Annotated in this window: 23 protein-coding genes; 4 read left to right on the top strand and 19 right to left on the bottom strand. The window is 71.9% G+C overall.

All coding sequences use genetic code 11. The features are described 5' to 3' along the window. The 6 genes from VKG64_18260 to VKG64_18285 all read right to left on the bottom strand — a co-directional run. The coding region (locus VKG64_18260) for a PD-(D/E)XK nuclease family protein (GenBank protein HKB26984.1) at nt 1–314 on the bottom strand (314 nt) is incomplete at its 3' end. A 50-nt stretch (nt 315–364) separates the two neighbouring features. Further along, nucleotides 365–1,336, bottom strand: coding sequence for a dipeptide ABC transporter ATP-binding protein (locus VKG64_18265; GenBank protein HKB26985.1), 972 nt, complete (start codon nt 1,334–1,336; stop codon nt 365–367). Further along, nucleotides 1,333–2,307: an ABC transporter ATP-binding protein gene (locus VKG64_18270; GenBank protein ID HKB26986.1), complete on the bottom strand. Its 975-nt coding sequence runs from the start codon at nt 2,305–2,307 to the stop codon at nt 1,333–1,335. The genes VKG64_18265 and VKG64_18270 overlap by 4 nt, the downstream gene beginning before the upstream one ends. 17 nt (nt 2,308–2,324) lie before the next feature. Continuing rightward, on the bottom strand, nt 2,325–3,230 hold the full coding sequence (locus VKG64_18275; GenBank protein ID HKB26987.1) for an ABC transporter permease: 906 nt from the start codon (nt 3,228–3,230) through the stop codon (nt 2,325–2,327). Then, on the bottom strand, nt 3,220–4,140 hold the full coding sequence (locus VKG64_18280; GenBank protein HKB26988.1) for an ABC transporter permease: 921 nt from the start codon (nt 4,138–4,140) through the stop codon (nt 3,220–3,222). Before VKG64_18280 ends, VKG64_18275 begins: the two co-directional genes overlap by 11 nt. Before the next feature lie 21 nt (nt 4,141–4,161). Then, a complete protein-coding gene (locus tag VKG64_18285) occupies nt 4,162–5,727 on the bottom strand; it encodes an ABC transporter substrate-binding protein (GenBank protein ID HKB26989.1) in 1,566 nt (521 codons plus the stop codon). Nucleotides 5,728–5,852: 125 nt separating this feature from the next. On the opposite strand from VKG64_18285, the gene VKG64_18290 reads away from it, so the two are divergent. The 3 genes from VKG64_18290 to VKG64_18300 all read left to right on the top strand — a co-directional run bounded on the left by VKG64_18290 (nt 5,853) and on the right by VKG64_18300 (nt 7,480). Further along, a complete protein-coding gene (locus VKG64_18290) occupies nt 5,853–6,152 on the top strand; it encodes a hypothetical protein (GenBank protein HKB26990.1) in 300 nt (99 codons plus the stop codon). A gap of 1 nt (nt 6,153) precedes the next feature. Further along, a complete protein-coding gene (locus tag VKG64_18295; GenBank protein ID HKB26991.1) occupies nt 6,154–7,173 on the top strand; it encodes a phytoene/squalene synthase family protein in 1,020 nt (339 codons plus the stop codon). Nucleotides 7,174–7,321: 148 nt separating this feature from the next. Beyond that, complete coding sequence (locus VKG64_18300; GenBank protein ID HKB26992.1) at nt 7,322–7,480, top strand: hypothetical protein; 159 nt, start codon at nt 7,322–7,324, stop codon at nt 7,478–7,480. Here VKG64_18300 and VKG64_18305 read toward each other — a convergent pair. From VKG64_18305 to VKG64_18330, 6 genes are all read right to left on the bottom strand, one after another. Beyond that, nucleotides 7,477–8,322, bottom strand: coding sequence for a M23 family metallopeptidase (locus VKG64_18305; protein HKB26993.1), 846 nt, complete (start codon nt 8,320–8,322; stop codon nt 7,477–7,479). The two genes, VKG64_18300 and VKG64_18305, sit on opposite strands and share 4 nt — an antisense overlap. A gap of 29 nt (nt 8,323–8,351) precedes the next feature. Then, complete coding sequence (locus VKG64_18310) at nt 8,352–9,227, bottom strand: PAC2 family protein (GenBank protein ID HKB26994.1); 876 nt, start codon at nt 9,225–9,227, stop codon at nt 8,352–8,354. Between the two features lie 22 nt (nt 9,228–9,249). Beyond that, a complete protein-coding gene (locus tag VKG64_18315; GenBank protein ID HKB26995.1) occupies nt 9,250–9,795 on the bottom strand; it encodes an NUDIX domain-containing protein in 546 nt (181 codons plus the stop codon). Continuing rightward, a complete protein-coding gene (locus tag VKG64_18320; GenBank protein ID HKB26996.1) occupies nt 9,792–10,556 on the bottom strand; it encodes a P-loop NTPase in 765 nt (254 codons plus the stop codon). Before VKG64_18320 ends, VKG64_18315 begins: the two co-directional genes overlap by 4 nt. Nucleotides 10,557–10,648: 92 nt before the next feature. Then, on the bottom strand, nt 10,649–11,071 hold the full coding sequence (locus VKG64_18325; GenBank protein HKB26997.1) for a hypothetical protein: 423 nt from the start codon (nt 11,069–11,071) through the stop codon (nt 10,649–10,651). Further along, the gene (locus VKG64_18330; protein HKB26998.1) at nt 11,068–12,441 is read right to left on the bottom strand and encodes a radical SAM protein; all 1,374 of its coding nucleotides are present in this window, start codon (nt 12,439–12,441) and stop codon (nt 11,068–11,070) included. Before VKG64_18330 ends, VKG64_18325 begins: the two co-directional genes overlap by 4 nt. Nucleotides 12,442–12,486: 45 nt before the next feature. On the opposite strand from VKG64_18330, the gene VKG64_18335 reads away from it, so the two are divergent. After that, nucleotides 12,487–12,843, top strand: coding sequence for an aspartyl protease family protein (locus VKG64_18335; GenBank protein ID HKB26999.1), 357 nt, complete (start codon nt 12,487–12,489; stop codon nt 12,841–12,843). 14 nt (nt 12,844–12,857) lie between these two features. Here the strand turns inward: VKG64_18335 and VKG64_18340 are convergent, their stop codons facing one another. The 7 genes from VKG64_18340 to VKG64_18370 form a co-directional block, all read right to left on the bottom strand. Continuing rightward, nucleotides 12,858–14,765: a universal stress protein gene (locus VKG64_18340; GenBank protein ID HKB27000.1), complete on the bottom strand. Its 1,908-nt coding sequence runs from the start codon at nt 14,763–14,765 to the stop codon at nt 12,858–12,860. Between the two features lie 67 nt (nt 14,766–14,832). Continuing rightward, nucleotides 14,833–15,201 carry a DUF983 domain-containing protein gene (locus tag VKG64_18345; protein HKB27001.1) on the bottom strand — a complete coding sequence of 123 codons (369 nt, stop codon included), beginning with the start codon at nt 15,199–15,201 and terminating at the stop codon, nt 14,833–14,835. Nucleotides 15,202–15,231: 30 nt separating this feature from the next. Next, entirely contained in the window at nt 15,232–15,561 is a 330-nt protein-coding gene (locus VKG64_18350) for a cytochrome C oxidase subunit IV family protein (protein ID HKB27002.1), read from the bottom strand. An 11-nt stretch (nt 15,562–15,572) separates the two neighbouring features. After that, on the bottom strand, nt 15,573–16,187 hold the full coding sequence (locus tag VKG64_18355; GenBank protein ID HKB27003.1) for a cytochrome c oxidase subunit 3: 615 nt from the start codon (nt 16,185–16,187) through the stop codon (nt 15,573–15,575). A 28-nt stretch (nt 16,188–16,215) separates the two neighbouring features. After that, the gene (locus VKG64_18360; GenBank protein ID HKB27004.1) at nt 16,216–16,821 is read right to left on the bottom strand and encodes a cytochrome c oxidase subunit 3; all 606 of its coding nucleotides are present in this window, start codon (nt 16,819–16,821) and stop codon (nt 16,216–16,218) included. 172 nt (nt 16,822–16,993) lie between these two features. Next, nucleotides 16,994–17,920 (bottom strand): heme o synthase, encoded by a 927-nt coding sequence (gene cyoE, locus VKG64_18365; GenBank protein ID HKB27005.1) that lies wholly within the window; start codon nt 17,918–17,920, stop codon nt 16,994–16,996. A gap of 82 nt (nt 17,921–18,002) precedes the next feature. Next, a complete protein-coding gene (locus VKG64_18370) occupies nt 18,003–18,932 on the bottom strand; it encodes a COX15/CtaA family protein (protein ID HKB27006.1) in 930 nt (309 codons plus the stop codon). Nucleotides 18,933–18,940: the final 8 nt, after the last annotated feature.

Consider the following 18,940-nt stretch of genomic DNA (forward strand, 5'->3'; position numbering starts at 1 on the left):
CGGCCGTCCCGTGACGACCGCCACTCGCCGCGCATCCGCTCGATGACGTCGGCGATGAAGGGCTCGACGGGGATGTCGCGGCCCTGGGCGAAGGCGTGGAAGGCCATCTCGATCGCGTCGTGCACCATCCGCCCGGCCCACTGCTGGCGCGACGCGAGCTGCTTCAGGACGTAGAGGCGCCGGACCTCCTCGGACGCCGCGGCGTCCCAGCCGCCCCAGGCGCCGTAGTAGTGGTAGAAGTACCGGCGCTTACACTCCTGAAAGGTGTTGTCGCGGCTCCGGGACCAGGAAAAGTCGTTGGTGAGCTCGGCCATCGGCGGCATTGTCGCACGTCTCGGGAAGAGACGAGCCGGCCGTTGTCCTCTTACGACGCCGCCGGATAGAGATGGCACGCGACGAGCCGCGCGCTCTCCGGCAGGAGGCGCGGCTCCTCCCCGCGGCACCGGTCCATCACGTGCGGGCACCGGGTGTGGAAGCGGCAGCCCGGCGGCGGATCGAGCGGGCTCGGAATCTCGCCGCTGAGGATGATCTCCTCCAGGCGGTCGTCCGGGTGCACCGGCAGCGCCGCGGAGAACAGGGCACGGGTGTACGGATGCTTCGGCCGCCGGGCGACCTCGGCGGCCGTACCCAGCTCGACGATCTTGCCCAGGTACATGACCGCGATCGTGTGGCTCATGTGCGCCACCGCGGCGAGGTCGTGCGCGATGAAGAGGTAGGCCACGCCGAGCCGCCGCTGGAGATCGCGCAGGAGGTTCAGGATCTGGGCCCGGATCGAGACGTCCAGCGCGGAGACGGGCTCGTCGAGCACGACGAGCTTGGGCGAGAGGGCGAGCGCCCGGGCGATCGCGATGCGCTGGCGCTGACCGCCCGAGAACTCGTGCGGGAAGAGGTCGATGGACCGCTCGGGGAGCCCGACCAGCTCGATGAGCTCGAGCACGCGCGTGCGGAGCGTCGCGGCGGGCGGGCGCTCGTTGATGACGAGGGGCTCGCCGATGATGGAGCCGACGCGCATCCGGGGATCGAGCGAGGCGTAGGGATCCTGGAACACGGCCTGGACCGAGCGCCGGTAACCGCGGAGGCGGTCGCGGTCGAGCCCGTCGAGCGTCTGGCCCTCGAAGCGGATCGCGCCGCTCGTCGGCGTCTCGACGCGCAGGACCAGCCGGGAGATCGTGGTCTTCCCGCAGCCCGACTCGCCGACGAGGCCGAGCGTCTTCCCCGCCTCGATCGTGAACGAGATGGAGTCCACGGCCCGCACGAGCCCGACCGAGCGCCCGAGGATTCCCCGGCGCACGGCGAAGTGCTTGGTGAGGTCCGTCGCCTCGAGCAGGGGGCTCATGGCGGCGCCTGGAGCCAGCAGCGGCTCGCGTGACCCGCGCCCCCGGCGAACTCCGGGGGCGCCTCCGCGCGGCAGCGATCCATCACGCGCGGGCAGCGCGGCGCGAAGGCGCAGCCGGGCGGGAGCGCGGCGAGGTCGGGCGGCTGGCCCTCGATGGCCGCGAGCCACTCGCTCGACTCCCCGAGCCGCGGCACCGAGTCGAGCAGCGCGCGCGTGTACGGGTGCGCCGGCGCCCCGAAGATCGCCGCGACGGGGCCGGCCTCCACGATCCGTCCGGCGTACATCACCGCCACGCGGTCGCATATCTTCGCGACGATGCCGAGGTTGTGGGTCACGAAGATCATCGCGAGTCGGTGCCGTTCCTGGAGCTCCTTGAGGAGCCGCAGGTACTGCGCCTGGATCGTGAGGTCGAGGCTCGTCGTGGGCTCGTCGGCGATCAGCAGGCGCGGCGGCGCGGCGATGGCCATCGCGCCGACGACGCGCTGGCGCATGCCGCCCGAGAGCTGGTGCGGGAAGGCACTGAGCCGCGCGCGCGGCGAGGCGATCCCGACCGATGCGAGCAGCTCGAGCGCGCGCTCGGTGAGCGCCTTGCGCGAGAGCCCGCGATGCTGGACGAGGGACTCGCGGACTTGCATGCCGACGGAAAAGACGGGGTTCAGGCTGCTCATCGGGTCCTGGAGGATCATCGCGATCTTCCGGCCCCGGATCCGCTGCATCTCGCGCTCGCTCTTCGTCAGCAATTCCTCGCCGTCGAGGAGCACCGAGCCGCCCAGGATGCGCGCGGCGGGCCGCGGCACGAGGCGCAAGATCGAGAGGCACGTCATGCTCTTCCCAGAGCCCGACTCGCCGACGAGGCCGAGCGTCTCGCCCTCCGCCACCCGGAACGAGACGCCGTCGACCGCCTTGATCGTGCCCCAGCGCGTGACGAGGTGGGTCCGGAGGTCGCTGACCTCGATGACGGGCGCCGTCACGGCCGCGACCCGCGCGCTCAGAGCTGGCGGAGCTTCGGGTCGAGCGTGTCGCGCAGCCAGTCGCCGAGCAGGTTGAAGGCCAGCACGACGAGGAGGATGGCGAGGCCCGGGAAGACGGACACCCACCACGCGCTCGTCACGAAGTCGCGCCCCTCGGCGATCATCGAGCCCCACGCGGGCGTCGGCGGCGGGATCCCGGCGCCGAGGAACGAGAGCGAGGCCTCGACGATGATGACGTAGCCGACCTGGAGCGTGATCAGCACCACGAGGGTGTTGAGCGTGTTCGGGAGCAGGTGGCGGAGGATGATCCGCGACGCCGAGGCGCCGGCGATGCGCGCCTGGGTGATGAAGTCGAGCTCCATGAGCGTGAGCACCTGGCCGCGGATGACGCGCGCGTAGCGGGCCCAGAGGATCACGGCGATCGCGACGACCACGTTGGCGAAGCTCGGCCCGACGGTCACCGCCAGGATCAGCGCGAGCAGGATCACGGGGAAGGACATCGTGGCGTCGGTGATCCGCATGAGGATCGCGTCCACGCGCCGGCCGTAGTAGCCGGCGACCAGGCCCACCGCGGCGCCGAACGCGCTCGCGAGGAGCACGGTGAGGACGCCCGCGGTCAGCGAGACGCGCGCGCCCCAGATGATCCGTGCCAGGAGGTCCCGGCCGAGCCCGTCGGTGCCGAGGACGTGCTGCCGGCTCCCGCCCGCCTCCCACGCCGGCGGCTTGAACCGGTTCCGCAGCGTTTGCGCCTCTGGGTCGGCCGGACTCACCACGTTCGCGAGCAGCGCGACGAGCACGAAGACGGCGATGATCGAGAGCGAGACGACGGGTAGCCTCCGGCCGCGGAGTCCGGGTCGCGACGCCGCGCCGATCGCGGGGAGCGGCTGGGCGAGCGCGCCGCCGGCGGCCGGCTCAGCGGACATAGCGGATCCGCGGGTCGATGAACGCGTAGAGGCAGTCCACCGACAGGTTCACGACGGCGACGATCGCGGCGGTGGTGAGCACCACGGCCTGGATCACCGGGAAGTCGCGCGAGGTGATGGCCTCGTACGCGAGCCGCCCGAGCCCCGGCCAGGCGAAGACCGTCTCCACCACGATCGCGGTCGTGACGAGGATCGAGAAGTAGATGCCGGCGAACGTGACGACGGGAATGAGCGCGTTCTTCAGCGCGTGGAGCCACACCACGCGGCGCTCGACCACGCCCTTGACGCGGGCCAGCTTGACGTACTCGGAGTCGAGCACCTCGAGCATCCCGGAGCGGAGGAGGCGCATCATCCCGGCGACGACGAACCAGCCGAGCGTGAAGCCGGGCAGGACGTAGCTCGCGGGGCCGTCGATGCCGGCCGCGGGCAGCCACTGGAGCCGCCCCGCGACGACCTCGATGAGCACGATGGCCACCCAGAAGGTCGGGAGCGACTGGCCGAGCACCGAGATCACCTGGGCGGCGCGGTCGATCCAGGTGCCCTTGTGCGCCGCCGCCATCACGCCGAGCGGGAACGCCATCAGCAGGCTCACGGTCATCGCGAAGGCGGCGAGCTTGAGCGAGTTCGGCAGCCGCTGGCCGATCAGCTCGATCACCGGGCGGCGGGCGCGCAGCGACGTCCCGAAGTCACCCGTCAGCGCCCGGCCGACGAAGGACAGGTACTGCTCCACGTACGGCCGGTCCAGGCCGAGGTACTGGCGCGCGTTGGCGTAGTCCTCCTCGCTCGCCGACATCGGTAGGATGAGCTGGAGCGGGTCGCCGGTGGCCCGGGCCAGGATGAAGACGACGACCGACAGGATGGCCAGGGCCGCCAGCGACTGCACGAGCCGCGCGAGAACGAAGCGGATCACCTGCGGCCGTGCCTCGAACCGCTATTTCGACGAGGCCAGCTCGTCGAGGAAGAAGTCGTACATGACCGAGCCGATGTTCCACTTTCCGAGCGTCTTCGACGCGGCGTAGGGCGAGTGCAGGTAGACCACCGGCACGCCGTAGTGCTCGCTGCGCAGGCGCGTGTAGACGTTGCGCATCAGCACCGCGATCTTCTCCTTCTCCGTCATTTTCGGGATTTGCTCGAGCATGCCGTCGATCTCGGGATCGTTCACCACGTCGGTCGCCTTCGACTTGGAGTAGGCCATCTTCTCGATGAGCGCGTACGTCCCGATCCAGTCGCGGTTGGCGATGTTGTAGTAGCCCATCGCGCCCGGCGTCTTCCGGTCGAACCAGGTCTTCCGGAACGCCGGGTAGTCGACCGGGATCAGCTTCACCTGAACGCCGATCTTCTGCCAGTAGCCGGCCATCGCCTCGGCGAAGGCCCGCCCCTCGGGCAGCCCCGGGAGCTGGTACGCGAAGAGATCCATGCTGAAGCCCCCGCCGTAGCCCGCGTCGGCCAGGAGCTTCTTCGCCCGCGCCGGGTCGTACGGGTATTGCATCTCGGGCGTCGGCTTGAAGCCGAAGTCGCGATACGCCCACGAGAGCCCCATCGGGACGAACGCCGGATCCGCCTTGCCGGCGAAGATGGACTGCGCGATCTCGCCGCGGTCCACGGCGAGGTTGAGGGCCTCGCGCACCCGCTTGTCCTTCGTCGGCACGCCGTCCCGCGGGAGGATCCACCACATGGTCAGGATGGCCTCTTCCTTGCGCATGTGGATGGGAAAGCCCTCGTGCTCGAGCTCCCGGACGCGCTCGCGGCTCACGTCGGCGATATCCACCTCACCGCGGCGCAGCAGCGCGATCCGCGTCGTCTCCTCGGACACGAGCTTGAAGGTGATCGTCTTGTACTTCGGGACGCCGATGCGCCAGTGCTGGTCCACGGCCGCGAGCTTGATGTGCGAGCCGGTCACCTGCTCCACGAACCGGTAGGGCCCGCTGCCGACGGGCTTCCGCGCGAAGACGTCGTCGCCGTTCGCCTCGATGTACTTCTTGGGGAGCACCATGCCCTCGGTGGACAGCGAGCGCGACAGATACGTCGGGATGATGAGCGTCGGCTCCTTGGTGACGATCACGACGCGATCGGGCGCGGGCGTCTCGATGTCCTGGATGAGCGTGCGGAGCGGCCCGGCGTAGCCGGTCGTGGAGCGCTTGCCGATCGCGCGCAGGAGACTCCACTTGACGTCCTCGGAGGTCACCTCCTCGCCCGTGTGGAACTTGACACCCCGGCGCAGGTGGAACGTCCAGCGCCGGTGGTCCGACGAGGCCTCCCATTTGGTCGCGAGCCCGCCGTTGCCCGACGGCTGGCCGTCGGGGGTCACGCCGACGAGGTAGTCGAACATCAGCGACATGTAGTACTTGACGACGTGGCCGCCCAGCACGGGATCGAGCACCTCCGTGGAGAAGCTCGACAGGGCGATCGTGAGGTCGGTCTTGCTCTGCGCGTGCGCCGGGCTCGCCACGAGACTGAGCGCGGCCAGCGCCGCGACGATCCCGAAGATGGGTTTCATGCGTTGGCTCTCCTTTGATCCATGACCCTAGATCGGCGACCCGATGATCGCAAGCCCCTATTGGTCCCGGCGCGGCCGAGGACCCCTCGCTTGACCTCCTCCGGGGGCGCTGCTAGGTTGGGCGCGTGGCGAAGACAACGACGTTCACCGTCGAATGCCCCTGCTGCAAGGCCAAGCTCACGCTCGATCCCGAGCTGCGCGCCCTCATCTCCCACGAGCCGCCGCCGCCGACGCGCTCGGTCGCCGACCTCGGCGCCGCGTTCGACAAGCTGCGCTCGCGCTCCGCCCAGATCGAGGAGCGCTTCAAGCAGGGCGTGGAGGCGGAGGGCCAGAAGGGCAAGGTCCTCGACCGGAAGTTCCAGGAGGGGCTCAAGAAGGCCAAGGACTCGCCCGACCCGCCGAAGCGCCCCTTCGACTACGAGTAGGATGGCCGATGACCTGCTGCGCGGCCTCCTGCGGCAGGTCAGCCGGAGCTTCTACCTCTCGCTCGCGATCCTCCCCCGCCCGCTGCGCGAGCCGATCGGCCTCGCGTACCTGCTCGCGCGCGCGGCCGACACCGTCGCCGACACCCGGCTGATCGCGCGCGAGGCGCGCATCGCGCACCTCCAGACGCTCAGACGCGCGTGCGCGGGCGAGGCCGCCGACGTCGCTGCCGTCGCGCGGGCGTGCGCGCCCCACCAGCCTCACGCCGCCGAGCGCCGCCTGCTCGAGCGCGTGGGCGAGGCCCTCGAGCGCGTCGAGACCCTCCCCGCCGCCGACCGCGTCGAGGTGCGCGCGGTGCTCGCGACCCTCACGTCCGGCATGGTCTTCGACCTCACGCGCTTCCCCGGCGAGGACGCGCCCGGCCTCACGGCGCTCGATACCTCGGAGGAGCTCGACCGCTACACGTACCTCGTGGCCGGCTGCGTGGGACCCTTCTGGACCGCCCTTCACGTGGCGCACCGGCCGAGGCTCCGGCACTGGAAGCTCGGCGAGATGAGCGAGCAGGGTGTGCGTTTCGGCAAGGCGCTCCAGCTCACCAACGTGCTCCGCGACGTCCCGGCGGACCTCCGGCACGGGCGCTGCTATCTGCCGGCGGACGGTCTGGCGACGCTGGGCCTCGGGCCCAAGGACCTGCTCGACCGCGACGCGGCCGCGCGCGCGCTCCCCCTCTACCGCCGCCTCCTGGGCCAGGCCCTCGAGCACTACGACGTCGCGTGGCGCTACACGCTCGCGATCCCACGCCTCGAGTGGCGGATGCGCCTCGCGTGCGCGTGGCCGCTCCTGATCGGGCTCGCGACGGTGGCGGAGCTCGCGGCCCACCCGAACCCGCTCGCCGCGACGGCGCCCGTCAGGATCACGCGCGGCGCCGTCCGCGGACTGCTCGCGCGCTCGGCGTGCAGCGTGTGGTCGAATCGCGCGCTCGCGGCCGACGCCGCCCGCCTCCGCCGCCGCGTCACGCTCTAATTTCCGCTTGCGCTCGGCCGGGCACGACGGCAGGGTAGGGCAGGCGCGAGCCACCCGTTCACTCACGGAGGAGACGATGGAACGCACGTTCGGTGAGCCCCAGCCCTGGACGCCGACGCCCCCGCCCCCTATGGCGCCTGCTCCCCCGATGGCGCCCGCCGCCCCGGCCCCGAAGGCGGCCCGGCGGAAGCCCAAGGCAAAGAAGCGGTCTCGGCCGAAGGCCAAGGCCCGGAAGGCCAAGGGCAAGGCGCGCGGGAAGAAGGCCCGGAAGGCGAAGAAGAAGACGAGAGCCCGGCGGCGGCGCTAGTCGAGCAACGAGAGGCCCAGGAGGGCCGCCGGGTCCACCCGCGCCCCGCCCAGCTGGGCGGCGAAGTGCAGGTGCGGGCCCGTCGCGCGGCCCGTGGCCCCCACCGTCCCGAGCGTCTGGCCGCGCTCGACCCGCTCGCCCTCCGTGACCGCGACCGAGTCGAGGTGGAAGTAGAGCGTGTAGAGGCCGAGGCCGTGGTCGAGGACGACGAAGCGGCCCGGGAAGAAGAAGTCGGCGACCAGCGCCACGCGCCCGGAGTTGGCCGCGACGACGGGAGTCCCCGTGGGCGCGGCGAAGTCGCTGCCGGTGTGCGGCGCGCGTGGATGGCCGTTGATGATCCGCCGCGCCCCGAAGCCCCGGCCGGGCTCCGGCCCGGCGACCGGCCGCGTGAAGCGGCCGCGCCACAGGCGCTCCGGCGTGATCGTGCGGTAGAGCGTCTGCAGACGCGCCCCCTCCGCCACCGCGCGCCGCTCGGTCTCGGGGTCGAGCTCCACCATCGCGCTCGGCACCTGCAGGCGCTCGACCGGGAAGTCGCGTCTCAGGACCTGCACGCTCCCGCGCGCCGTGCGGGGCTCCTGGCCCTTCTCGACGGCCGCCACGCGCCAGTGGCGCGTGCCCGGCTTCGTCTCGAGGTCAAGGCCGACCAGCGCGGCGTGGCCCTCCCCGTAGGGAAAGAAGGCCAGCGGGCGGCCGTCCAGCGACCCCTCGACCGTCGCGCCCGCCGTCACGTTCCTCACGTAGAGCCAGGCCACGTCGCCGATCCGGGGCTTCGCCGGGTGCCAGACGACGTCCGCGCGTTCCGCCGCGACGGCGGGGCCGGCCAGGGCGAACGCCGCGACCAAGATCAGGCCAACGGTCGCGGGGACGCCCCTCACTCGGAGCGCTGCTGGCGCAGGAACTGCTCGAACTCGGCGACGAGCTCCGCGGCAGGGGGAAGGTCGCTCCCCTGCCCCGGCTCCGCCGGCTCCTCGACCGCGTCGCGCGACTCGAGCTTCTTGACGTAATTGGCGATCTTCGCGTTCTGGGAGACGATCTCGGCGAGGTTCTGGTCGAACTGGCGCACCGCCTCGTCGAGGTCCGAGAGGTCGAGCGCGGCGCCGAGGAGCGGCAGCACGCGCTTGACGAGCGCGAGCGTCGCCTTCGGGTTCTCGATGCCCGAGATGTAGTGCGGCACATTCGCCCAGAGGCTCGCCGTGGCGACGCCGTGCTCGCGGCAGGCGATGTTCAGGACGCCGACGATGCCGGTCGGGCCCTCGTAGCGCGTCTGCCGGATGCCGAGGCGGGCGGCGAGCTCGGGATCGGCGGCGCCGCCCACGAGGCGGACGGGACGAGTGTGGGGCACCTCCGCGAGGAGCGCGCCGAGCGTCAGCACGAGCGCGACGTCGCACCGTCGCGCGAGCTCGAGCACCGCCTCGCAGTAGGCCTTCCAGCGCAGGTGCGGCTCGGCCGCGACGCCGACGATCACGTCGCGCGCGAGCGTGGGCGACTGCGCGAGGGAGAAGTCGGTCACCGGCCAGAGGATCTCGCGCTCCGTCTCCGAGCCCGCCTTGAACCTGACGGTGGGCCGGGTGAGCCCGAAGTGGTAGAACTCCTCGGGGTCGATCTCGGCGAACTTCTCGGCGGAGAGCGAGGTCGCCAGATAGCGGGCGGCCGTGGTCGCCGCCTCGGCCGCGTCGTTCCACCCGCTCCACGCCATGATCAGGATGGGCCGCCGCAAACCCTCGGGCTGCGAGTGGATCGTCAGCATCGGCTCGGCCTCCTCGACCTGCTCAGCCCGAGTCTAGCACGAGGCTCTTGGACGCGCCCCGGCGTCGCCGGCCGCCGAGGTAGGCCCGGAGCACCTTCCGCAGCCCTCGGAACGCGATCGCGCGGTACGGCACCGCGCGGGGCGGGAACCAGCGCGCCTCCGCCACGTCGTCGGCCGGCGTGAGCCGCCCCGGCCCCGGCGTCACCCGGTAGACGATCGTCAGGAGGGGGAGGCCCCGGGGGCCGTACCGGTCGGTCACGAAGCCGATGAGGCGCGCGCGCCGCGTGGCCACCCCGAGCTCCTCGGAGAGCTCGCGCGCGAGGCCGCGCTCCGGAGTCTCGCCGGCCTCGAGAAACCCTCCCGGCAGGTCCCACGTGCCCACGTACGGCGGCCGCGCGCGGCGGCCAAGGAGCACACGCCCGCCGCGCAGGATCACCGCCACGGCGGCCGGCACGGGGTTGCCGTAGAACGTGAAGCCGCAGCGGCGGCAGCGGAGGCGGCGCCGCCCGTCCTCGACGACGGACCGGAGCCGGCCGCCGCACCGGAGACAGTAGCGCGCCCCGCTCACGCGACGCGCGCGGCGAGCGCCGTCCGAAGCTCGCCGGCGATCGCCACGAGCCCCTGGGCGGCGGGACTCTGGGGCGCCAGGGCGACGAAGGGCTCACCGGCGTCGCACGCGACGGCGAGCGCCGGATCGAACGGGACGCGGCCGAGGAATGGAATCCCGGCGTCGCGGGCGAGCGCGGCGGCGTCGGGGCCGGGGAAGAGCCCGGCCATGTTCTCGACGAGACCGAGGACCGGCGCCCCCGTCTGTGCGGCCACCGTGATCGACTTCAGCACCACGAGGTGCGCGACCCCCGACGGGATCGTGACGACGACGCTCCCGGCGAGCCGAGGCACGAGCCCGGCGATCGTCGCGAGACGGTCGGTGCCCGGCGGGAGGTCCAGGAGGAGCAGGTCGAGGTCGCCCCAGTTCGTGTCGGCGAGGAACTCGCGGAGCGCGTTCGCCTCCATCGTCCCGCGCCACGTGTGCGCCTCGGCCTGCGTCGCCGCGTCCCACACGAGCGGCGCCGCGTCCGAGGGGAGCAGGAGGTCCATCGAGACCACCTTCACCCCGAGCCCGGTCCGCGGCGGCTCGACGCCGCCCGCGGCGAACGTCAGGCGCTGGCCGCGGACGCCGAGCATCTTCGCCATCGAGGGGCCGTTGAGGTCGGCGTCGAGGACGCCGACCCGCGCGCCCCCGAGCGCCCACGCGCACGCGAGCCCCGCCGTCACCGACGACTTGCCGACACCGCCCTTGCCCGAGACGACCGCGACGATCGCGCGCACGCCGGCGAGGCGCTCGCGGAGCCGTGCCTGCTGGGCCTCGACCTGGCCGACGATGTTCGAGCCGCCGTCGCCCGCGATGTCCTTGTATTTTTTCAGGGCGCCTCCCTCTGCCAGGCGGCGCGAGCGAGCACCACGGCGGTCGCGGCGGCGACCACGGCCATGAGCCAGGCGCCCGCCGCGTTCGGCGGCACGCCGCCGCCGAAGCTCGGCATCCGCATCGACTCGGAGCCGGCGAGCGCGATCCGCGCGACGAGGACGGCGCGGAGCGCGACGAGGAACGCCACGACCCGCGCGAAGTCGCGGCGCGCGAGCACCCAGCGCTCGAACCACGGGCGCGGGGCCGCGAGGACCCAGGGAACGCCGACGGCGATCGCGGCGCCCACGACGAACCAGACGGCCGGGCCGCGCATGGGGAGCACGGTGAGCTGGAGCCAGAGCGCGGTGACCCAGTAGATGACGCCGTACGCGAGGTACGCGCCGGCGGCCTGCCGGAACTTCCGCTCGTGCGCGCTCACGGCGCCGACGGCCGGAAGCGGCCGCCCCACCTGGTCCGCACCTCCGCGAGCAGCTCACGCGTGATCACCGTCTCGCCGCGCCCGCGCGCGTACGCCTCCGCCGCCTTCACCACCATGCCCCGCGCGAACGACGGGATCGCCCCGAGCCGCTCGCGCGCGCCCTCGTCCCAGACGAGCTCGTAGTCCACGGGCAGGCCGAACGTGAGATCCGCGGGGAGCTCGATGGTCTCGCCGCCGTGGGCGCCGGGCCGGTAGCCGCACGCGGGGTCCTCGGCGAGGTAGTCGCCGTAGGTGGCGTACGCGCGACAGCGGCAGCCGCCGCACACCTTCGAGAACTCGCACGCGCCGCAGCGCCCGCCGAGCTTGGGCTCGCGGAGATCGTCGAAGACGGGCGCGCCGCGCCAGATCTCGGCGAACGAGCTCCGGCGCAGGCTGCCGGCCGTGACGGGCATGTAGGGGCACGGCGTCACGTCGCCCTCGGGCGTGATGCGGCAGTAGTACTTGCCGGCCGGACACGAGCCGTGGGCGTAGTTCTTGAGGAGCGGCGAGGACGGGTTCAGCTCCCAGAGGATGCGGCGGAAGTGCGGCGCGCACTTCGCGCGGATCAGGAGCCCGTCGGCCCGGCCGACCGGCGTGGACCATGGGTCCTCGAACGGCGCCCGCGCCTCCGCATCGCCCATGCCGAGCATCCGCTTGACGAACGAAGGCGGGCCCTGCCCCACACCCTGGACCCTCGCGAGATACGTCAGAATGCGTTCGTAGGCCGCGGCGTCGATGTCGGTGAGGTCTCGCCCCCGCCCCGTCCGCACGAGGAAGAAGAAGTTCAGGACCTTCGCCCCGAGCTCTTTCGCGAGGTCGATCATCGCCGGGACCTCGCCCGCGTTCCAGTCGGTGACCGACATGTGGAGCGAGAAGTCGAGCCCCTCGTCGGCGAGCACGCGCGTCGCGCGCACGGCGCCGTCCCACGCGCCCGGCAGATGGCGGAAGGCGTCGTGCTTGTCGCGGTCGGTCGAGTCCAGGCTGATCGAGGCGCCGAGCACGCGGTGCTCGCGCATGAGCTTCGCCTCCCGCTCGCGCAGGAGGACGCCGTTGGTGCCGAAGACCGTCGTGAACCGCTTCTCGCCCGCGTACGCGGCGAGGTCCCAGATGTCGCGGCGGAGGAGAGGCTCGCCGCCCGTGAGGATGAGGAAGACGTTCGGGTTGACGAGGGCGATCTCGTCCATCACGCGGCGGCACTCGGCGGTGGTGAGCTCGCCCCGCGTGTCGGCGCCCGCGAACGCCGACATGTAGCAGTGGGCGCACTCGAGGTTGCACCGCTGCGTCAGGTTCCAGGAGACGGAGTACGCGGTATAGGAGGTCGCCGTCACCATCTGTGGACATTCCACCGTGCCCGCGGCGTGTGGTAGCGTTCAGGCATGGGCGTCTTCACGGTCCCGGTGATCCTCGTTCACCCCGACCTTCGCGACCGGTCCACGGCCGCCGATCTCCTCGTCGATACCGGCGCGACGTACACGCTCCTTCCACCCGCGCTGGTCGCACGGTTGGAGCTTCCCACTCTGGAAGAGCGGCCGGCGGAGCTCGCGAGCGGCGAACGCGTCACATACCGCATCGGCGAAGTTCGAGTCAGGCTCGACGACAGGGAACTCACGACGATCTTCGTCGCGGGACCGCCGGGATGTCCCGCCCTTCTGGGCGCCGTGACCCTGGAGGCCTTCGGGCTCGCCGCCGACCCGGTTCACCGGCGGCTCCTTCCCGTCGTCGCTCGCCTGTAACAGGCACGAGAGGATTACCGCGGCTTCTTCTGCGAGACGTAGCCCGCGATCACTTCGTTCATCGTCTGCCGCGCGTGGCCGATGCCCTCCTCGCAGACGGCGAGGTCGATCGTCGTCACGCCCTTGGCCGCCGCGACGCGCTCGATCTCCTCACGCGTCATGTCGCGCATGAAGCCCGCCGGCACGCGGTCGAGCCGCGCGGTCGCGTCCTCGGTCCAGGCGAAGGCGCCGCCGTTCCCTTCCGCCACGGGCGCGGGCGCCTGAGCCGGCTCGAACCTCGTCTTCGCGAGCAGCGTGTCCCAGCCGGCGCCGAGCTTCTCGCGGCCGACCGTCTCCTCGATCATCGGCAGCGCGAGCTGGCAGGTAATGACCGGGATCTTGTGCGAGCGCGCGTACTTCTCCACGCGCGCCTTGGCGCGTCTCCTGAGGTACGCGTCCGTCACTTCCCGGAGGGCGTCGCGAGCCTCGGCGGACCACTTCACCAGCACGCCGGGCAGGGACTCCTCCTCCTCGATGCCGCCCTCCTGCTTCGCGATCGCCTCGACGACCTCGCGCGAGATGACCTGGAACTTCTCCGCGCCGGCCCTGCAGACGGGGCACGCGACGACGGCGTTCGGCCCCTTGACCGTGTAGCCGCACACCGAGCAGATCGCCGTCGCCGCCTGCTGCTCGGCGCGGAGCTTCGCGACGGCCAGGTCCTCGGCCATGATCTGCATCTTCTCGGCCATCCGCGTCGGCATGAAGATCGCCATCGCCTCGTCGATGACCTTGTTCGTGATGACCGTGTGGCCCTGCTCGATCGCGTAGCGGAGGAGGGCCGTCCGCGCGACGCCCTTGACTTGAAGGGGCACGCGCTCCATGCGCGCCTCGGCCTCCTCGGTCCAGGCGATGATCTCCTCGGCCTTGACGTCGAGCGGCGGGTAGAACTTGCCGCCCGTCAGGAGCACGTTGCAGGGCGCCTGCCGGATGAGGTTCTCGGTGTTGGAGCCGAGGTCCACCTCGTGCTCGTCGGAGTGCACGCCGACGCGCCCGAGGATCAGCAGCCAGGGCTGCTCCTTGCGCGCGAAAGTGAGGATCTTCTCGAAGCACTTCCCGTCGAGCAGCGTGATGTCGAGGTCCAGGCCGTCGGCGGCCGCGAGCTTCCGGGCGATCTCCAGGTGCGACTGGTAGATCTTCGCCAACCCGGTGTCGATGATCTCCTCGTGCAGCTGCTCTTGCTCCTTGAATCGAAAGATCTTCGACGCCTTTTCGTTGAGCACGCCGACGATGCCGTTGAACATCGCGTAGTGCAGGTACGGGTCGTAGACGGCGACGGCACGGAGAGGCCGGCCGAGGGCCTTCGCGAGGGAGACGCCGAGCTTGAGCCCGTTGAAGGACTGCGGCGAGCCGTCGAGACCGACGACGATCGCGCCCTGCGCGTCGCGGAGCGCGTCCGCGTTGCGGACGATGAGCGTGTCCTTCGCGACCTTGCGGACGAAGCGCTCGGTGACCGAGCCGAGCTGGCTGTCCTTCACCGCGCCCATGCCGAGGGCGCCCATGACGACGAGGTCGTAGTCCGCGGCCAGGCAGTCCTCGACGAGCACCTTATAGTGCTTGCCGTCCACCATCTTGCGCTCGAAGGCGAGACCCGCCGCCTCGGCCTTCCGGGCCATGACGTCGAGGTAGGAGTCGGAGATGAGCTGGAGACCCATCGCGATCAGCGAGTCGTGGATCTTCCGCTGGCGCTCGAGCTCGTTCTCGTCCTTGTACTCCTCCGGCAGCGTGTACTCCATCTGCTTGAACCGGTAGTCGTGGAGGCGTGCCGCGTACACGTGCATGCCGGTGAGCCTCGCGCCGCACGTCCGGCCCAACTCGACGGCGAGGTCGATCGCCCGGTTCGAGTAGTCCGAGTTGTCCACCGGAACGTAGATGTGCTTGAACATGACCCCTCCCTCTCGGGCCTGCGCTATGACGATTCGCGTCCGGCCGCGGCCGCCGCGCGCGCGGCCGTCACGGCTCGGGATTCAGCGCGTACTCGAGCGCGAGCCAGAAGCTCCGGCTGTAGCGGAAGAACCACAGCGGGAACACGATCGCCACCGGCACCCACAGCGCGAGCTGCGCCGCCGGCGAGAGCGTCGTGAGACGCCACAGCGTGAGGTACCCGCCCATCACGATGAGGGCCGTGGCGGCGTAGTTGAGGTAGATCGCGCCGACGAAGTAGCCCTGCGCCCGCTCGAAGACGAGCCCGCAGAGCGCGCAGGACCGGGCCATCGTGAACCGGCCCACGAAGAGCCGTGTCCCGCCGCAGCGCGGACAGGAGAGGCGCGCCGCCCGGCCGAGGGCCCGTGCCAGGCGCCCCGCCCGACCCTCGCGCGGCATCCGCGACCCCGGCCGTCACGCGCGGCCGGCTCAGTGCTTCGCGGGGGCGGCCGCCGGCGCCTTCACGTCGGCGGTCCGCTTCATCACCGCGAAGCCATCGGGGAGGAGCAGGAACACCAGGAGCGTCGCGATCGCGAGCGGGGTGATCGCGACCATCCCCAGCGTCCTCGCCTCGAACCGGAGGTGCATGAAGTACATCGCGACGAGCGTGGCCTTGCCGAGCGCCAGCGCACACAGGAGCACGCCGATCGTCAGCTTCGCGAGTGGCGCGTAGATCACCGCGATCTCGATGACCGTGAGGATCGCGAGGTACCAGAAGATCGCCATGTAGTTCGGGTGCTTGTGCTCTGCGCTCGCCATCGCTCCGTCCCTCAGATGAGATACATGAAGGTGAACACCATGATCCACACGAGGTCGACGAAGTGCCAGTACAGGCCGACGATCTCGACCGCGTTGTAGCTGGCCCGCGGCTCGGGCCGGTTCGCCACGTACCGGATGATCGCGAGGAGATAGATCACGCCCCCGGTCACGTGCAGGCCGTGGAACCCGGTGACGAGGAAGAACGTCGTGCCGAAGAGGGACGCGCCCCACGGGTTGCCGTTGATGTGCAGGCCCCGGTGGATCAGGTGGGTCCACTCGTACGCCTGCAGGCTCACGAAGATGGCGCCCCCGAGGGCGGTGAGGAAGAGGAACATCTTGCACCGCGCGCGGTCGCCCTTCCCGAGCCACTCGAGCCCCTTCACCATCGTGACGCTCGAGCAGATCAGGAGGAACGTCATCAGCGCGGTGAGGTTGATACCGAGCACGTCGTACGGGCTCGGCCAGTCGGCGCTGGTCGCCCGCATCGCGCCGTAGCCCGCGAGCAGCGTGCCGAAGCCCACGGCATCGCCCGCGAGGAAGATCCACATCCCGAGCTTCCCCCAGCTGTCCGGCGTGAGGGGAGTCTCGGCCGGTTCGACCGCCGAGTGCACGGAGGCTGCGCTCATGTCGTCTCCTTGAGCCCCACGACGAGTGTCACAGCAGGTACACCACGACGTACAGGATCGGCCAGAGGCCCACCACGAAGTGCCAGAACATCGCGCACGCCTTGACCGGTGTCGTGCGGCCGTCCGCGTAGCGGCCGCGCGCGGCGCCCGCGAGGACGACGCCGAGCCAGACCAGGGCGCCGAGGACGTGCACGCCGTGCGCCCCGATCAGCGTGTAGAAGGCGCCGCCGTAGGCGCCGGACGACACGGTGAGCCCGTACCCGATGAGCCGCACCCACTCGTACCCCTGCACGCCGAGGAAGAGCGCCCCGAGTCCGGCGGTGAGCGCGAGCCGGCGCACCCCCGTGGCCGCCGCCCCGCGCGCGAGGGCGCGGAGCGCCGCGAGCATCGTGACGCTCGACGCGAGCAGGACGAGCGTGTTCACGCCCGTCACACCCACCGGCAGGCGCGGCTGGAGCGGCGGGGGCCAGGCGGGGTGGCCGAGCCGCAGCACGAGCAGCGCCCCGATGAGCGCTGCGAAGAACATGGACTCGCCGCCGATCAGGATCAGGATCGCCAGCCGGAGGTTGTCGAGCGGCGGCCGCCGCTCCGACGGCTCGCGCCCGGGCCCGTCGTCCCCCCCCGTCGGAGGCACCGGCGGCGGGACGGGGCCCGGTGGACGGCGCGCGACGGGCCGGCGCCCCGGCGGAGCCTCGAGGGTGACCGGAGGCGTCACCAGCGGATCCCCACGAGGAACGACGCGACCGCGAGCGCGCCGATGATCGCGAGCAGCACGCGCAGCGTGTGGCGGTTGCGGGCGTCGCTGGTCATGCCTTGTCCAGCGCCAGGAGCGCCAGGAGGACCGGCAGGTAGAACAGCGAGGCGAAGAGCACGCGCCGGGCCGTGACGAGCGAGGGCCGGAGCGCCTGGCGCGCGCCCAACGCGACGAAGGCGGCGCCGAGCAGGAACGCGCCGGCGAAGTAGATCGGGCCCGCGAGGCCGATCAGCGTCGGCAGGAGGCTCACCGCGAGCAGCGCGAGGCAGCCGTTCAGGATCTGGCGCTCGGTGCTCGCCCCGTCCGCGTCCACGACCGGCAGGAGCCGCACGCCCGCGCGCGCGAAGTCGTCGCGGTAGAGCCGCGCGATCGCGAGCGTGTGCGGAAGCTGCCAGAGGAAGACGATCCCGAAGAGCACCCACGCGCCGAGACCGAGGTCGCCGCGGGCCGCGGCCCAGCCCGCCACGGGCGGGAGCGCGCCGGGCACGGCGCCGACGAGCGTGCAGAGCGGCGTCCTGAGCTTCAGCGGCGTGTAGGCGAAGAGGTAGAGCGCCGCGGTCACGGCGGTCACGGCGAACGGCAGGAGCCCGACGAAGCTCGCGAGGTAGCCGATGCCACCGAGCGTGATCGCGCCGCCGAACAGGAGCGCCTCGAGCGGCGCGATCCGCCCGTCGGGCAGGGGCCGCGCGCGCGTGCGCTCCATGCGCGCGTCCACGTCGCGCTCCCAGTACTGGTTGAGCGCGAGCGAGCCGCCGGCCGCGAGGAGCGTGCCGAGGAGCAGGTGGAGCAGCCGCGCGTAGTCGGGCGCGCCCTGGTGCCCCACGTAGAAGCCGACGACCGTCGTCACCAGGATCATGACGACGATCCGGGGCTTCGCGAGCGAGACGAGGTCGGCGACGACCCGGCGGCGCTCGCGCGCGAGCGGGACGACGATCGCCTCCGTCGTCGCGCGCCCCGCGCTCGCGGTCGTCAGCGCCATTGTAGCGAGCCCCGCGAGGCCCGTGACACTCGGGGCGTGCCCTGTTCCAGATGCGTGGCGGCTCCGTTCAGCATGGCGCGATTCATTCCATCGACATCCGCGAGGCCGCCGGACTCCGTGGGTGGCCCGTCCAAGGTACGTGTGGCTCCGTACGGCCAATGCGCCTTGCCTGCACATCTTCTTCGCTCGCTGTCGCCCACGCGCGGAGCGCCAGGACCACGGTCGCGCCGAGGATCAGGCTCGCCGCGAGGCGGTGGGCCACCGGCAGGACCAGCATCGTCGTCTGTCCACCCGGGATCCAGATCGACGCGAAGCGCGCGAGGAAGCTCCCCGCGCCGAGCAGGAGCTGGAGGCCGAGGAGGGCGAGGAGCGCGCGCGCGACGGGCGCCGCGACCGCGTCGCCGCTCCGCCGGAGCCGCGCGGTGACGATGGGCACCAGCGCGAACACGGCGACGGCCCCGCCGAGATGGAGCCAGAGCCGGCCGGCGTGGGTCAGGAGCGCGCCGGCAACGATCTGCGCGTAGACCACCGCCACGGCCGCGAGGGCCAGCCGGCGCGCACCCGGGTCGGCCGCACGTGCGGGCGCCGCGGCCGCGCGCGACGTGACGAGCGCGATGGCGGCGAGCAGCGCGAAGAACGCCTGGGCGAGGCTCCCGTGGACGATCGCGAGCGTGTCCGCCTGGAGCACCACGCGCAGGCCGCCCAGCACGCCCTGGGCGACGACGGCGAGGACGGCGGCGGCGCCGAGCCACCGGAGCCGCCCGCCCGCGCGCCAGAGCGCCGCCGCGAGGCCGAGCGTGAGCAGGCCGACGGCGGCGCCGGCGAGGCGGTGGCTGTGCTCGTAGAAGACCCCGCCGACCATCCGCGCCCACGGGAGCAGGAACATGTTGTAACCGAAGCTGCTCGGCCAGTCGGGCACCGCGAGCGCCGCGCCCGTGTTCGTGACCAGCCCCCCGAGGAGGATCAGGACGAACGTCGCCGCGAGCGTCACGAGCGCGAGCCGGTGCGCCACCGCCTCCC

The sequence above is a fragment of the Candidatus Methylomirabilota bacterium genome (assembly GCA_035260325.1).
In the GTDB taxonomy this organism is placed as follows: domain Bacteria; phylum Methylomirabilota; class Methylomirabilia; order Rokubacteriales; family CSP1-6; genus AR19.